13 protein-coding genes are annotated in these 15,818 nt (G+C 53.9%); 2 read left to right on the top strand and 11 right to left on the bottom strand.

What is annotated here, in order from left to right; translation table 11 throughout:
• The coding region (era, locus tag NCN04_RS01515) for a GTPase Era (protein WP_048346012.1) at positions 1-951 on the bottom strand (951 nt) is incomplete at its 3' end.
• 25 nt (positions 952-976) lie between these two features.
• Positions 977-1,798 (bottom strand): acetolactate decarboxylase, encoded by an 822-nt coding sequence (gene budA / locus NCN04_RS01510; RefSeq protein ID WP_250394946.1) that lies wholly within the window; start codon positions 1,796-1,798, stop codon positions 977-979.
• A gap of 158 nt (positions 1,799-1,956) precedes the next feature.
• On the opposite strand from budA, the gene NCN04_RS01505 reads away from it, so the two are divergent.
• Positions 1,957-2,526: a sll1618 family protein gene (locus tag NCN04_RS01505; protein WP_048346011.1), complete on the top strand. Its 570-nt coding sequence runs from the start codon at positions 1,957-1,959 to the stop codon at positions 2,524-2,526.
• Between the two features lie 30 nt (positions 2,527-2,556).
• On the opposite strand, the gene NCN04_RS01500 is transcribed toward NCN04_RS01505, so the two are convergent.
• The 7 genes from NCN04_RS01500 to NCN04_RS01470 form a co-directional block, all read right to left on the bottom strand.
• Positions 2,557-3,912, bottom strand: coding sequence for a carbohydrate porin (locus tag NCN04_RS01500; RefSeq protein ID WP_053068499.1), 1,356 nt, complete (start codon positions 3,910-3,912; stop codon positions 2,557-2,559).
• A gap of 29 nt (positions 3,913-3,941) precedes the next feature.
• On the bottom strand, positions 3,942-5,363 hold the full coding sequence (locus tag NCN04_RS01495; protein ID WP_250394945.1) for a sugar porter family MFS transporter: 1,422 nt from the start codon (positions 5,361-5,363) through the stop codon (positions 3,942-3,944).
• Positions 5,364-5,517: 154 nt separating this feature from the next.
• Positions 5,518-6,258: a Bax inhibitor-1/YccA family protein gene (locus NCN04_RS01490; protein ID WP_011618710.1), complete on the bottom strand. Its 741-nt coding sequence runs from the start codon at positions 6,256-6,258 to the stop codon at positions 5,518-5,520.
• 156 nt (positions 6,259-6,414) lie between these two features.
• Positions 6,415-7,434, bottom strand: coding sequence for a PhoH family protein (locus tag NCN04_RS01485; protein WP_250394944.1), 1,020 nt, complete (start codon positions 7,432-7,434; stop codon positions 6,415-6,417).
• An 8-nt stretch (positions 7,435-7,442) separates the two neighbouring features.
• Positions 7,443-7,838, bottom strand: coding sequence for a 30S ribosomal protein S16 (rpsP, locus tag NCN04_RS01480; protein WP_250394943.1), 396 nt, complete (start codon positions 7,836-7,838; stop codon positions 7,443-7,445).
• A gap of 76 nt (positions 7,839-7,914) precedes the next feature.
• On the bottom strand, positions 7,915-9,408 hold the full coding sequence (gene ffh, locus NCN04_RS01475) for a signal recognition particle protein (RefSeq protein ID WP_048346006.1): 1,494 nt from the start codon (positions 9,406-9,408) through the stop codon (positions 7,915-7,917).
• A gap of 100 nt (positions 9,409-9,508) precedes the next feature.
• A complete protein-coding gene (locus NCN04_RS01470) occupies positions 9,509-11,722 on the bottom strand; it encodes an ARC6/PARC6 family protein (protein WP_250394942.1) in 2,214 nt (737 codons plus the stop codon).
• A gap of 86 nt (positions 11,723-11,808) precedes the next feature.
• On the opposite strand from NCN04_RS01470, the gene pdhA reads away from it, so the two are divergent.
• Positions 11,809-12,915 (top strand): pyruvate dehydrogenase (acetyl-transferring) E1 component subunit alpha, encoded by a 1,107-nt coding sequence (pdhA, locus tag NCN04_RS01465; RefSeq protein ID WP_250394941.1) that lies wholly within the window; start codon positions 11,809-11,811, stop codon positions 12,913-12,915.
• 12 nt (positions 12,916-12,927) lie between these two features.
• Here the strand turns inward: pdhA and NCN04_RS01460 are convergent, their stop codons facing one another.
• Together NCN04_RS01460 and NCN04_RS01455 are read right to left on the bottom strand one after the other, a co-directional pair.
• Positions 12,928-13,842: a histone deacetylase family protein gene (locus NCN04_RS01460; protein ID WP_048346004.1), complete on the bottom strand. Its 915-nt coding sequence runs from the start codon at positions 13,840-13,842 to the stop codon at positions 12,928-12,930.
• Positions 13,843-14,099: 257 nt separating this feature from the next.
• Entirely contained in the window at positions 14,100-14,387 is a 288-nt protein-coding gene (locus NCN04_RS01455; protein WP_250394940.1) for a hypothetical protein, read from the bottom strand.
• Between the last annotated feature and the right edge of the window lie 1,431 nt (positions 14,388-15,818).

Genomic DNA, 15,818 nt, shown 5'->3' with positions numbered 1-15,818 from the left:
ATCACCCACATACCCCAACTCCGCGAGTCTGGCCGGCTTACTTCGCCAATCGGGAACCACCTTCACGAACAGCTCGAGATACACCGGACCATCGATCAAGGTCTGCATCTGCAGACGCGCGCCCTGACCAATCGTTTTAAGCATGGCCCCGCCTTTGCCAATCAAAATTCCCTTCTGGCTTTTGCGCTCCACCAACACCGTGGCCAACACCGCCGTACGCCCATGTCCCTTGCCCTTCGCCGGCATCTCCTCAATGCGATCAATGCTCACCGCAACGCTGTGGGGCACCTCTTCGCGCGTATTGAGCAACACCTGTTCACGGATTAGTTCTCCCATCAGCAAGCGCTCAGGCTGATCGCTCACCATGTCCGATGGATACAGCTGGGGCCCCTCGGGCATCAAAGAACTAATCGCCTTCACCAACTCGGGGCAGCCATCACCGCTCAGGGCGCTACAGCGATGGACCGGCCAATCGGTCTCGCTGAGAAGCTCTCGGTAGGCCGCATCGGCAGCATCCTTCTGCTCCAAAGGAACCAAATCCCACTTGTTGAGCAGCACCTGCACCGGCAAGGACTGCTGTCGCAGCAATTGCACGATGAAAGCATCACCCCGTCCCGGGGCCTCGCATCCCTCCAGTAAAAGCAGCACTTGATCCACCTCCCCAATCGCTGATCGGGCACTACGAACTAGCCGCTCCCCTAATAAGTGATGGGGCTTATGAATGCCTGGCGTATCCACCAGGATCAGCTGGGCTTCATCCGTGGTGAGGATCGCGCGCAACCGATTGCGGGTGGTTTGGGCCACGGGTGAGGTGATCGCAATCTTGTCGCCGATGAGCTGATTCACCAGCGTGGATTTCCCCACATTGGGGCGGCCAATCAGCGCAACAAACCCAGAGCGAAATCCCTTGGGCTTATCGCTGGTGAACGAACCAGAAAGAGACTCAACCATCGTTTAAGTCTGCGCTGTCACCGACTCAGTCCTGAGGTTTGGTTTCCGCCCTATGGAGTTGTTCGCTGATGTCATGGGATAGATCAGCCTCAAGAAACTGCTTGGTTTCTGGTAGAGCCAGCCTGAGATTCGATTGAAAGTCCAGTTCAACCTCCAAAGAATCCGCTTTGAGATCCAGGACATGACCACCGCTGCTGTGATCGTCCGAAAGAAAGTGAAAGTGATAACCAGGGATGTTCAAGCTGGTGGTGTGCTCAGGGCTCCAAAACCCCACCAAGGTTCCAGACACCTTCTCGATGCAAACCATGGCTTGGTTGTTGGAAGCCTCGAGCAAGCCCACACCTTCAGGCACCCTCGACACCGTTCGCATCTCAACCCGTTCAAACACCCCTTTAATTTGGATCGCCACGAACAAGTTGGCTCCGGGCCGAAACGGGTCGATCCGCGCGCCAAGATCCTCAATACTGACGATGTCAATCACGCTGATCTGACGTTCAGCCTGGAAATGGGTGGCAACCCAAAAAGGGATGGCCTCATCAGGCGGCGCCTTGATCAGGCTGCCATCTGCCCTCGCCTGCCAACAGACCCCATCAAGAAGAATCCCTTCACCATCAAGTTGTTCAAAGGTGCCAAGACCAAAGTCGCCATGGTCGAGCAGGTCTTTCACCTGAAGGGCACCTCCAAAAACCCCTTCCACAACGGCGGTGGAGGTGGACAGCTGCCAAAGGGTTTGATGATCTAGGTCGAGGTAATCCGCCAATGCTTTGCGCACCACGGCGCCATGTGACTCACCGCTTTGCTGGCAATGACGCAGTAAGGCCTGCCAATGCCCCGTTGGCAGCTTCACACGGAGATCATGAGCTTCCACACGTCTCCAGATGATTGTCCCTACTTTGGCGATGCTTGCGTCAAGAGAAGGGTGTCTCGAACAAGTGTTGAAAAAGACGCTGCCAAGACCTGTCTGCCTAATCTGATGAGAGACCTAACCCCCGTGCCTCAAGCCCCATGACAGATCAGGCCTCGACTGTTCCGTCAGAAACCGAGTCGCAAGTTTCGGATTCCGTGCAAGCGCCGACGTTTCAACAGGCGATGGAGATCGCCGCTGTCTGGCTCCAGCAATGGGATCAAGAAGAAATCAGCGATGAGGTGATCGCCGATCGAGTCGGGGAGCTTGTGGCCAGTCGCGATGGAGCGCGGGGCTTCTTTGTGATCAGCCTGGCTGGGGATAGTGCCCTGATGGATCGATTGCCTGAAGCGCTGGTGGGCAAACTGCGTTCCTGTGGTGAAGGAGTGGTGGATCTCACCGCTCGCAATCTCGCCATGAGCGCCGCGATGGTGGTACACCACCGCAAGCAATCGGATGATTTGCAAGCTGCAGGTTCGGAGCGCGTCAACCTGCGCTGCACCGAGTTGCTACGCCAACTCGAACCCCACAGCGTCAAGGCACGCTTAGAAACCTTGTTGGCAGCAGCAAGCCACAATCAAGGACAGGATGTGGCTTTTCTCGATCGCTGGGGATACGACGCAAACCAGAAGAAAGCGATTGCACGCGCGATTGAAGCGGTCGCCGACTAAGTCGCGACGTTCAAATGCGTGACGTTCAAATTAGAACAAGAAAGACATTTGCATCCCCAACACCAAAGCATCCGGCACCGAACCTGTCCCTGAAGGATTAAATACCACTTGAAGGTTGGGCTGAATACTGACGTTGTCCCCCAATGCAAACTGATAACCCAATTCAACAATCGATTCCCATACCTGATTCGTCTGCACTGATGGACTCCACCTGGCATGGGAGAAGCCAAGCACCACCGTGTCATCAGGGCGATTCCGAAATAATCCTTTCCCGACCCAACCACCGGCATAAAACATAGGAATCTGCTGCACATCGGAATTCAATCCAAGCGATGCATTCGCCCAAAGCTGTCCGTCCAACACCAAGTTGTTGAGGGTCATGGGCACCGACACCAGTCCATAAACGCCATTGTTGTCCTTAGAAATTTGGAGCGGATCCTTCACAAGAGGAAAATCCCATCGCCCTAACCAACCACCCAACTGCAGCCCGGGGGTTGGCAGTCCTGAAACATAATCAAAATCCTTTTCATCCTCGGGGACAATTTGCAAATGGCCGCTCTCTGTCTTTTTAACAGGAATTGAAGATCGCTTTGCGAAGGGAATGTCGACTTGCAAAAACTGGGCAAGGCCGTTTGCAGATGGAGAGATTTGGAAATCAGCACCATGAAATCCTGGCTCAAATCCTTTCGGATTAATTTGATAAATTCCATAGCGCAAGGTATGACGATCATGATCACCTAAGTGAAGGACCGCTCCATACTGATTAGCGGGGTAGGCCGCCACGGGGAGTGAATTAGGGACACCCCAGATTTGGCCACAAAAGCCATTATTGCTGTAGTAACAAAGCAGCGGTGATGAAGCAAAGTCATCAAATGTTGCCATTTTTCCGAGCTTTACTTTGAGCAAGCCTGTTTCGCTTTGATTGCGCTCAACCCAAAGACCAGCGAGTCGGAACGTTTGCCCATAACCAAAAATTTGCTGAACAGACTGCGCATTCGGGATCTTTTCAGACAGGCTTGTACCGGAACGTTGAGATGCATTGATCACCAACTTCCATGCATCAAATTCATCCCATTCGGATTCTGGGCGACGAAACCCAGAGGAAAAACTTGTGTTTAAAGAGAGATTGTGAGTGTATGTAACCCTCTGCTGCAAACCTCCGGAAGGATTGCCATTGATTTCATTGACGTATCCCAACGAGAACGAAACCCAGTCAGGCAGATCCAACCAGTTGTGCAACAACGGTTGAGGCGTGACCTGCCAGACCGCATCTGTCGTGGTTTTGACCTCTTCCGCCCACGCAAGCTGGGGTTCCAGGGAAGACAGGAGTGCCAGCGCCGTGACGAGGAACGATGTGCCACAACGCCTGAAACCACGCAAAACCAACTCAAACCTCAACCAAAAGACGGAAGCCGTCAGACCATGTCCTCCAGTTCCCGGCCCTTGGTTTCCCGCACCATGAATAGAACAAAGAAAAACGAAATCGCCGCAGCCGTGGCATACAGGCCATAGGCCAGGGACGGTCCTGACGACTCAAGGAAGACAGGGAAGGTGGTGGAGATCACAAAATTCGCTAACCAATTCACGGTGGCAGACAACCCCAAGGCGAGGGCACGAATGCGGTTATTGAACATCTCTCCCAAGAGAACCCACATCACCGGTCCCCAAGAGAAGCCAAAAGCAAAGACGAAAACGTTGGCTGAAATCAAGGCCACCCATGAGGAAGCCCCTGAAAGCGCAGGCGCACCATTCACGATCGGAGCTCCAGCAAAAGCCCAACTCATCAGCCCCAAGCTGATCGTGATCACAACGGAACCCATCAACAGCAACGGACGCCGCCCCAATCGATCAATCGTAAGAATCGCCAGGAAGGTCGTCACGACATTCGTGACTGAAGTAATAACAGTAATAATCAGGCTGTCCGTCGTACTGAAACCAACGGACTTCCACAATGAACTTGAGTAATAAAAGATAACATTAATACCCACAAACTGCTGAAACACCGCCAGCAATATCCCTGTCCAAACAATAGGAAGAAGCAATGTTCGCCTTGAAAAAAGATCAGCAATTGAACTCCCTTCATGGTTGCCAAGACTGAATTGAATCCGATCAATCACCGGTTGTGTGGGCTCGCCAAGGGTTTTGCAGATCACCAAACGAGCCTGCTCAATCCGACCTTTTTGCACCAGATAGCGAGGGCTTTCTGGTATTTGCAACACCATGGCCCCATAAATCACAGCAGGAACCATCTCAGACATCAACATCCATCTCCATGCCGCCATCGCCCCCAAAGGCGACATGGGGTTTTGATCTGGGGTGGCAAGAACCAATAAATAGTCACTCAAAAGCGCAATAAAAATCCCCAGAACAATGGCCAATTGCTGCAAAGACCCCGTGCGGCCACGCATCTCCGCTGGTGAGATTTCTGCGATATAGGCAGGCGCAAGCACACTGGCAAAACCCACCGCCACACCCCCAATCAAGCGCCAGGCCACCAGATCAATCAATCGGGACGCCAATGCAGAGCCCAGTGCACTCACAACAAACAAAAGCGCCGCAAGCCACATACTTCGGCGACGTCCAATCCCATCAGCAAGCCAACCAGCACCCAAGGCACCAGCTGCAGACCCCAGGAGTGCTGACGACACCGCAAGTCCGAGATTCACGGCAGACGCGTTGAATGTGGATTGAATGGAAGACACAGCCCCATTGATGACGGCCGTGTCATAACCAAACAGAAAACCGCCTAAGGCGGCGGCAATTGCTATTCGCAGAATGAATTGAACCCGTCGATTGCCCTGGTCATTCCCCATTGTCTCTGCACTCTTCTTGGGCATGAATGGCCTTGCCAACCTCGATGTCAATAGAGCAAAGCGTCGTTCAATCCGCCTTAATTCCTTACAGGTCGACACACACTGTCCATAAAAAATCCCGGACATTGCCGGGATTGAAAAAATGACTTGAGATTGAGGTTTGCCACCTCAAGCAAACTCAGTCACGACGACCACCACCCTGAAGGGCAATGATCAAACGCAAAATGAAGATAAACAGATTGATATAGGTGAGATACATTCCCAACGCACCTGCAAGATATTGATCATCGCGGTAGGTGCGAGGCATCGTATAGAAGTCCACGAAGGCCATGCCTACAAACAACACAGTGCCGAAACCGGCAATCATCAATTCAAACGTGCCAACAGCAAAGACACCTGGAGCGAAGAAACTGCCGATTAATTGCACCACCATGGCAATAATCAAACCAATGAGGCCAAGCCCCACCACACCAGATAAAGCCTGTCCAACGCTATCGCTCATCCTTCTGCCAACCACGGAGGCAATCGCAAAGGTGAGGCCGGTCGCGAGCGTGGCAATGCCAATCGAAGCAGCACCTGCCACAGCGACGGCTTGAAGAACTAAGCCTGTGAGGGTAAACCCTGTGAGCAAACTGAAGGTGGCTAGAAGGGGGAGAGCCGTTCCGTTATTCCCTTTTTTAGCCGCGTTTTGAGCGACAAAAAACAAGATGAACCAAGGGATGATCGCAACGAAAGACAGAGTTTGGAACGTCTGTCCTCCCAGGGAGGCAAGGGTGGAAATACCACCTAAAACACCTGCGGCAGTGAGCACCATGCCGCCACCCACATAGGGCAGGGCTTTATTGACAACATTGGGGCCCACAAGAGCACTTGATTGGGCCTCGCGGATGGCCTCTTGAAAATTACTGCTGGCTGGCATGCCTTTCACTGAAGACTGCCCATATCTTGCCAGCGATGACAGGGATTGGCCGACAGCAGAAGTGTGGATCCCCCTATCGATTCAGATCAAAAGGTAAACCTTTCTAAACCCTGACCCCATCTGCGAGCAGGTGACAAAAATTACAGTTGCTGATCCCTATTCAGGACCCCTGAGCCGGGTCGTATCAGCTGCTGTTTGAGGGTCAGATTGGTCATCAAAGCTGGCATAGGCCTCCACTACGCGTTGCACTAGCGGATGGCGCACCACATCAGCCGCTGTGAGATGACAGACGGCAACACCGGCCACCCCCTCCATCACCTGCGCTGCTTCCACCAAACCACTCAACTGGCCAGGAGGTAAATCCTGCTGGGTGATATCACCCGTGACAACCATGCGTGAGCGCTCCCCTAAACGCGTGAGCACCATGCGCATCTGGGCAGGCGTGGTGTTTTGCGCCTCATCAAGAATCACAAACGCGCCGGCCAGGGTTCGACCTCGCATATAAGCGAGTGGAGCCACTTCAATCACACCTTTGTCAAGCAGAGAGGTGGTTTTCTCAGGTCCAAGCAGGGCATGCAAGGAGTCGTAGAGAGGCCTGAGATAGGGGTCAATTTTTTGCTGTAAGTCGCCAGGAAGAAAACCAAGACGCTCTCCAGCCTCAACGGCTGGCCGCGTGAGGATCAAGCGCTCAACCTTTCGCTCCGTGAGCATGCGCACGGCCAGCACGGCCGCCAGGAATGTTTTTCCCGTCCCGGCAGGACCAAGCGCAAAGGTGAGGTCATGGCGCTCCATCGCATCCACGTACTTCTTCTGACGCAACGTGCGCGGACGCAGAAGGTTGCCCTTTTGGTTGCGGGCGAGCACCTGATCGCCCATGGCGACATGATCTTCAGCTTGGCCGGTGTTTAAGGCTCCCAACGCTGATTGCAGATCAACTTGAGACACCGCTTGACCGTGCTGCCAGATCGGCCGGACCAACTCCACCACCGCGGCAGCACGTTCGATCTGGACAAGATGGCCAGACATTTCAAGCTGAAGACCCCGCATCACAAGGGACGCACCGGTGAGGGCCTCCAATTGATGCAGGGTCTGTTCCGCCGATCCTGCTAACGCAAGAGCGGCTTCAGAATGGGGTAGATCAAGGACGAAGCGACCTGTTGCGGCAGCTTCGCGCATGGATTTGATCAGCCTTCGGCTGATTCAGTGCCTGAATCGTCAGATTCACTTGCCGCTGCTGCTTCTGCAGCCTTGGCTTCTGCTGCTTCTTTTGCAGCCTTCTTCCCGGCAGCTTCGCGGGCAGCAGCTTGCTTCAACTTGCCGATGGTCTCAGCAGGTCGCACAGACTTTTCGAGCAATCCGCCCTTCTCGAGCAGGGAGCGAACGGCATCGGTGGGCTGAGCACCCTGACTGAGGCGCACACGTAGGGCCTCGGCGTCTAAGCGGGTCTCCTTGGTGCGTGGGTTGTAAAAACCCAGCTCCTGCAGGGGGCGGCCATCTCGGCGTGACGTGCTGTTGCAGGCCACGAGGCGGAAACTCGCTTCCCGCTTCTTACCGAACCGCTTCAGGCGGAGCTTGATCATCGTGGCGCTTGCTTAAAGGTGGAATTCAGCACAGCAAAATCGTTGCGCTAAGCGACCAACCTACCGTGCCGCGGACTCAAAGCTGACCAAAACCCTTCTTCTTCTTGTAAGGGCGCTGCCGACGGGGAGCTGCTCCAGGCTGCCCAGCTGGCATTCCACCCCCCATCCCTGGCATTCCGGGCATGCCTCCACCCATGCCTGGCATTCCGCCACCCATTCCGGGGAATCCACCTCCACCCATGCCTGGCATCCCTGGCATTCCAGGCATTCCCCCGCCTTTGGTCATCTGCTGCATAAAGCCGCGCATCTTTTGGAAATCAGCCAGCACTTTGTCGACATCTGCTGCTTGGTAGCCGCATCCTGAGGCAATCCGGCGGCGCCTCGAGGGCTGCGCTGCCAGCAACTCAGGCTGCGTCCGTTCCGCCGCTGTCATCGAACCGATCATCGCTTCGATTTTTTTCAACTGCTGCTCTCCCTGCTTGAGCATGCCGTCGTCGATTTTGTTCATCCCAGGGATCATTTTCATCAGTCCCCCAAGGGAACCCATGCGCTTGATCAAGCGCATTTGCTGCAGGAAATCTGAAAAATCAAACGACGCTTCTTGCAGCTTTTTCTGCATTTTTTCAACGTCAGCGAGTTCAACCTCTTTCTGCGCCTTCTCCACCAGCGTGAGCACGTCCCCCATCCCGAGAATGCGACTCGCCATCCGCTCGGGGTGGAAAGGCTGAAGAGCCTCAACCTTTTCGCCCGTACCGATGAATTTGATCGGCTGACCGCTCACCTTGCGAATCGACAGCGCCGCACCACCGCGTGAATCACCATCGAGCTTCGTGAGCACAGCTCCGGTAATCCCCACCTGATCGTGGAAAGCGCGGGTGAGCTCGGCCGCCTCCTGGCCAATCATCGAATCCACCACCAACAGCACCTCATCGGGCTGCACAGCGCCACGAATCCGCACCATCTCCTCCATCATCTCGGAGTCGATTTGCAAACGGCCAGCCGTGTCGACCAAGAGGGTGTCGTACCCCTCATCTTTTGCCTTGGCCAAACCGGCAGCTGCGATGGCCTCAGGCTTCGCCTCAATGCCAAGACTGAACACATCCACACCGATCTGACCGCCGAGGGTCTTCAGCTGCTCAATTGCAGCAGGGCGGTACACATCGGCACCCACCATCAGGGCCCTGCGACCCTGATCCTTTAAATGAAGACCCAACTTGGCCGTCGCCGTGGTTTTACCGGCTCCCTGCAACCCAGCCATCAACACCACCGTGGGCGCTTGATCGGCCTTCGCGAGCGGGGCATTGCCGCCGCCCATCACGTCGACAAGCTGCTCATGCACAACCTGAATGAACTTCTGGTCGGGCGTTACACCACGAACAACCTCAGCCCCGACCGCTTTTTCACGAACTTCAGAGACAAAATCCTTCACCACCGGCAGACTCACGTCTGCCTCGAGGAGCGCCCGCCGGACCTCCTTGAGCGCCCCCTCCACATTCGTTTCGGAGATTGTGTCCTGGCCCCTCAGCCCTTTGACGGCATCTTCAAAACGGGCTGAAAGCTCGTCAAACATGGAGGAAGTCCGCGCGGCACTGGATCCAACTGTAAAAGTCCCGGCCCTTTGTTGAACATCATGGGTGGATGCAGAGACAGCGAGCGTCTAAGCAAGGTGGCTAGCCCGGGATATAAGCCTGCAGGCGCCAACCATCTGGATCTCGGCCAAGGATGTAGGTGACCGGCAAGTTGCCAGCAGGAGTTTCAGCAACCACCTCTCCCTGTTCATTCAGAGTTTGATCGCGGTAGGTGAGTTGTGCTCTTATTTCAATGCGAGAAGGCGTTGAACTCACCGTCTGAATCGAGGTGATCGAAGCCTGGATGTTTTGGACGAGGCCATCCTGCAATAAGGCGGCCTGCTGATCACGCACGCGACCCACAAGCACTGGACGAGCCACATCAGCGAGGGATTCCGTCCCACCCTTTTGAAGCAACGCCGTTGCCTTGAGGTCAAGCCATGCCTGGAGAAGGGCTTGCAGCTGAACCTCACTCGGTTTTGCCACCGCTAAAGGCGCAATGCGTTCGCTGGACCTAAGGGGTTCCTCCTTGAGCGTGGCCTTCGGCGGAGAAGACACGTCATCAGCAATGGGTAGGGCATCCTCCGTGGGTTTCGTTGGTGCGGTGGTTGCGATTTCCTGCTGTGCCTCGCGCCTCAGCCCGACAAGGCTGAACACAACCACCACAACCACCAGAACCACCCCTGAGCCGATCCACAAAGCACGCCTGTTTTGCCGCAAAGAAGGGCTATTCATCGACAGCCGAGAGAGCGAAAGCTGTGGCAGGGAAAGCCTGGAGAGGGACAAGCGCGACATCGAAAGCCGCGACCGTGAAAGACGTGACAGGGTCCGGCTGGACAGTTTGCGGCGAGACTCTGAGAGTCGGGATAGGGATGGGCGTCGGCTTTTCAGATTTGTCCAGGCCGCTGGGATAAAGCTGCTCAGTCCACTCCCTCTTGCCTCGTCGACAGCTGAATCTGAACTGTCGTCAGAAAAGGCCTCCCCATCTCCAAAAGAAAGGGGCATGGAGCCCTCTGGATCAAGACCCAATGGAGGGAGATTTCCAAAGCTCCAGTCCTTGTCTGGAGCAGACTTTGCTGATGGATCGGGCGTTAGCAGGCTTCGCCCCTCCTTGCGCTCCAGACTCTCCACATACGCCTGGACATCTCGATCAGCAAACCAGGCCTCCAGGTCAACAACCTGGGCATCGACATCGCGATAGCCGGGGAGCACATCCCGTCCCAGCCAGGTACGGCAGTAATCGAAAAGGGCCGCGAGATCATCACTGGGGTGGTTCGCCAGCCATTCCTGCAGCTCCGCATCCGGGCTGGCATGAACATGCTCCAAGGCCCGATCCACATCACCGAGCAAAAGATCCATGCATCCCAGCAATGGATTGAGATCCAAACCAACGAACACCAGGGATTGAAGTTTGCTGCGGGCGTCCTGAACACGCTCAGGCTTGCGTTGGGAAAATCCAGCGGCTACCAAGGCCATCACGGAAAGGAAGCTGGCATCAGAGGAACCAAACCGCTCCCAACGTCCATACAGATCCACCTGTTCTTGAACAGTGAGAAAACGGCGAATCTGCTGGAAAAACAGCTCAAAACTGCCCTGGTCCATGCCAGCCGTGGTCAATTCGGCAGCCTCCCCCTCCAGACCACCGCGCTTTTGAACAAAGGTTTCCAGCATCACCAGTCCGTCTTGACGGGCTGATTGCTCGGCCAGATCACGGCTCAACAGATCCAAAATTCGATAGGGAGTGAGCTGCTCTAGGTCCGTTTCAAGCCGCTGCCGATAATCGGGAAGCTTGCCCATACGTTGGAGCAACTGCAGTCCCTCAGTCAGCAGCCCGGCAGCGGATTCATACCGGCGCTGGTCCTGGTCTTGACGGGCCGCATCACGGCAAGAGAGTGCCGCCAAGAGGGCAAGGTCCGACTCGCGACCACTACCGAGCACGGGCGCCTGAGGAGGTTGCAGCACCTGGCGGGTGAGCTGAAAGGTCTCGTGCGGTGCATGGGCCTCCCATAGCAACATCAAACCGGCGACCTCACGGCTGGAAGCCAATTCCAGCCCCGCTGTCTCTTCCGGATGATCACGACCCAATTGGAGAAGGGTGCTCTCGTAGTCCTGCCGACGCGACGCATCGCTCAAGAGGTCGGCAGAAAGCCGCAACAACTCAGCCCTCTGCATGAGGACCTCATGGGTGAAACCCTGATCTGGACAGCGATCAAGACGCAACTGCAGCGTCCGCAACACCGACTCGGTTTCAGCTGAAGGGCTGACGCCCAACAGGCGGAAATGATCGATGGGCAATTCCACCAGCGTTGCGTTCATTAGCAGAGAGACTTTAGGCAGCGAAAGGGGTTTTGCCCATCGCCTCAACACGGCCCCTTAAAGTTCGTTGTCAAAGAGGTGGTGCCATGAGTCAGGACATCGCAGTAGGCGCAGCGGCGGGCATCGATCAAAAGCTTGCGAATGGCGCGTCCCCGATGGGAGCTCATGCCGAGCGCTTGTCGTCTCTCGTGACCAGTCAAAGAGCCAGCGTGGATCGCGAGACAGGGTTGGCGCTGTACCGCGACATGACCCTGGGTCGCCGTTTTGAAGACAAATGCGCGGAGATGTACTACCGCGGAAAGATGTTTGGTTTCGTTCACCTCTATAACGGCCAAGAAGCGGTGAGTACCGGCGTGATCGGCGCCATGAAGCGTCAACACGACTGGTTTTGCAGCACCTATCGCGATCACGTTCATGCCTTAAGCGCAGGCGTCCCAGCCCGTGAGGTCATGAGTGAATTGTTTGGCAAGGAAACCGGCTGCAGCAAGGGTCGGGGCGGCTCGATGCATTTGTTTTCGAAAGCCCATCACCTGCTGGGCGGTTTTGCGTTTATCGGCGAGGGAATCCCTGTTGCCTTAGGCGCTGCCTTCACCAGTCGCTACAGGCGTGATGCCATGGGTGATTCCAGCAGTGACTCCGTCACCGCAGCCTTTTTTGGAGATGGAACCTGCAACAACGGGCAATTTTTTGAATGCCTCAACATGGCCCAACTTTGGAAGTTGCCCATCCTGTTTGTGGTGGAGAACAACAAGTGGGCCATCGGCATGGCCCATGACCGCGCCACCAGCGATCCGGAAATCTGGCGAAAGGCTGCTGCCTTCGGAATGGCAGGGGAAGAGGTGGATGGTATGGACGTGCTTGCCGTACGAGCCGCTGCTGAACGGGCGATCGAACGGGCACGGGCAGGGGAGGGTCCAACGGTTCTTGAATGCCTCACCTATCGATTCCGAGGTCATTCGCTTGCCGACCCTGATGAACTCCGAGCCGAGGAAGAAAAGCAATTCTGGGCCAAGCGCGATCCCCTCAAGGCCTTTGAACGCGATCTTATTGGCGAAGGGTTGGTGAGCGCTGATGAACTGCGCGCGATCGAAAAAGAGATTGATGCTGAAGTGCAGGACTGCGTGGACTTTGCCCTCAATGCTCCAGAGCCGAATTCATCAGAGCTCACGCGCTATATCTGGGCGGAAGACTGAAATGTTGCCCAGCTAAAGACCATGCAATCTCTCCTGGTCTGCCGCAGCTCTGAACACCAGAGCGTGACGCATCACGAGGGGCTCAATGGCGTCGTAACCACCCCCAATCACGCTGGCCACAGGGATCTGACGACGCAGGCAGGCATCAAACACGAGATGATCGCGTTGCAATAGTCCCCTATCGGATAAACAGAGCCTCCCGAGTCGATCGTCTCGATGCGGATCCACTCCAGCGTTGTAAAGCACCAACTCAGGCTTAAAGCGATCGAGGAGTGAGGGAAGCACCTCACCAACCGCAGCAACGTAAGCCTGATCCTCCACACCATCCACGAATGGCAGATCACAATCGCTGCTCTGCTTTCGTGATGGAAAATTGGATGCGCTGTGGGCAGAAAATGTGAAGACCCGCGGTTCCTCAGCAAAGATCAGCGCAGTGGCATCGCCTTGATGCACGTCCAAGTCCACAATCATCAAGCGCTGCAGTCGCCCCTCATCCAAAAGGACCCTGGCTGACACAGCAACATCATTGAAGATGCAAAATCCACTGCCGTGATCGGGGAAGGCATGGTGTGTACCTCCGGCGAGATGGCAGGCCACACCATTCTCAAGAGCCAACCTGGCGGTAAGGAGGGTTCCTCCAACAGCCAGCCACGTGCGTTGTACCAAGGGAGTGGTAACTGGCAGACCAATCCTGCGCTGAGCTTGGCGATCAAGGGTGCCTTGCGCAAAGGCCTCGTGATAGCGGCGCTGATGAACTGTTTCGAGCCAGCGGCGGGGAGCAGGTAGAGGTCGATGCCACTGTTGGGGAGTCATCAGCCCCAGGTCACTTAAAGCCTCGAATAGGAACTTGAACTTCGCCATCGGGAAGCGATGGCTCGAGGGCAGAGGTGCGCTGTAGGCCGGGTGATAAACGAGGGGGACGACCACGGGCTTGGGAACTTGTCCTGTTTGGAAGAAGTCTCAACCCAAACAAGGCAAACCGTGGAAGCTGAACTCAACGGAAGACACAGGATTCAGCCGCCAACCAGTACAGACAGGTCAAACACAATTGCTTGACCTCTTCAAAAAAGCGTTAGTCACCACAACAGAGCAATATTCACGAAGGAACCTCGCAGATCTTTCCTTTTTACGCCTGGATAGATGCTTAAAATAATTGACTACAGCTAAATTGATTTACACCCGTGCTAGTAATAGAAGCGCTTTACAACTTTTAGATTGATAAGTTCAGGCACATCCAGATAAGCCGTTCTTTCACCTTCTACCTCTCTTTGCTTTCTCGAAAACTCTCCTTGAAAGCCAAGGAACTGACTGGTAGCTTCTTCTAACTTACAGGCTCTATCCGTAACATACTTTTCATAAGTATCAGAATCGCTAAAGTGGACCAAATAATCAATACGTTCACCTTTATCCTTCCATTTATCACAAGCTATTTTTGCCTGCTCCCGTGATGCATACTTCCCGCATCCAACCAACACAGATGCAAGGACGACAGAAGACAGAAGGATTCTCTTTTTAATCATCTAGTTCTTGTAGTAGTACTGACAGTAGTTGCTAACAACTGAGCTAATCCCCTTTCCTATGTTGTCCTTCAGCCCCAACCGCTCCCCTGCTTCCTCGTAAGAGATTTGTCGTGAAGCAGCAAGAGCACATGTCTCCCGATTGGCTCCGCAAGACGCCAACAAAAGCAGGACAGGAAGCAGCAAGAATGCCTTTTTCATACCCCGACAATAGCAACACAAAGCCATTAGCGCTCACAGTTAAATTTGCATAATCTCTAATTCTCGCCGACTACTCACGGACCCCATCAATAACTTCGCTAATAAATTCATAACCAGTTTTCATGCGATTTTAAGTCATTGCATGGGGGTCACTAATTTGCAACTCAAGATTTTAGACCACCATGATATGCAACAGCAATATTCTAATGAGTGATATCGAGTTTAGAACCCTAAGGTCTGACGCAATAAGCAAATATCATCATGCAGTTCGCAATTTTGAATGGACCAAGGCTCGTGAATATAGAGATAGCATTAATGAGTTATTGTCTCAATACTGGCAGCTCACACTCACTCACAAATTGCAATAGCGTTGCCGACCAAGCCTCGACAATCCTTTTTCCCTATATTCGTTAGAGAACATTCTAGACCCATGCAAGCACACATTAAAATCTTCGACGCAAAACAGAATAGCCCTAGAAGTTTTAACCAAACACTCTTGCAAATCAAAACTCCTTAAATGTTAAATACTGACTCGGATAATCAATTTTTTTACTGGTGATGATCTTTCCATTGTCCCGCTTCGTACACGCTTCTCTTCCCCGTGCTGCACCGTTAGCATGTCTCACGTCCCAGCATGAAAGATACAAGGAACACAAGAGCAGGGAGAGTTACGCTTTGCATTTCTGCTCAATACCTGAAGTACTTTACTTTTTTGCGGGCTGCTTGATTGCTTTTAGCATCCTTTTCATAACCAACCACCTGTCTATTTCCTTTGTCATATAAACATTCTCTTGTATGTGACGTGAGTCCGTATTGATAGCTGCGAATACTGATACCTTGATTCCCCCACTTCACGCACGATTTCATCGCATCTTCAGCTGATGGACGATTACAGCCTATAAGCCCGATAAAAACAAAAGAGAGAAGTTTGACATTCGCAAGCCTCATTAGCCAAGGAAGCAACGACGGTTCTTTTCTTTCCGACTATCATAACAAACAAAATACTTTCGATTAATCTCTTATGTTGCAGTGACAGCAATAGCCTTATTCCCCTAGACCCTTGAATTCTTTCAGCAGAGTGCGATTGAGTCGGTCATCGCAGCCGACAACCATTTGCGGATAGATCGATCCTTGTAAATATGGTCGATAAGCAGCAGCACAGACTTTCTGGGTTGCTTGTTTCCA

Source organism: Synechococcus sp. MU1655, from assembly GCF_023630655.1.
Lineage (GTDB): Bacteria > Cyanobacteriota > Cyanobacteriia > PCC-6307 > Cyanobiaceae > Synechococcus_C.
This window is presented reverse-complemented; position numbering and strand designations above follow the sequence as displayed.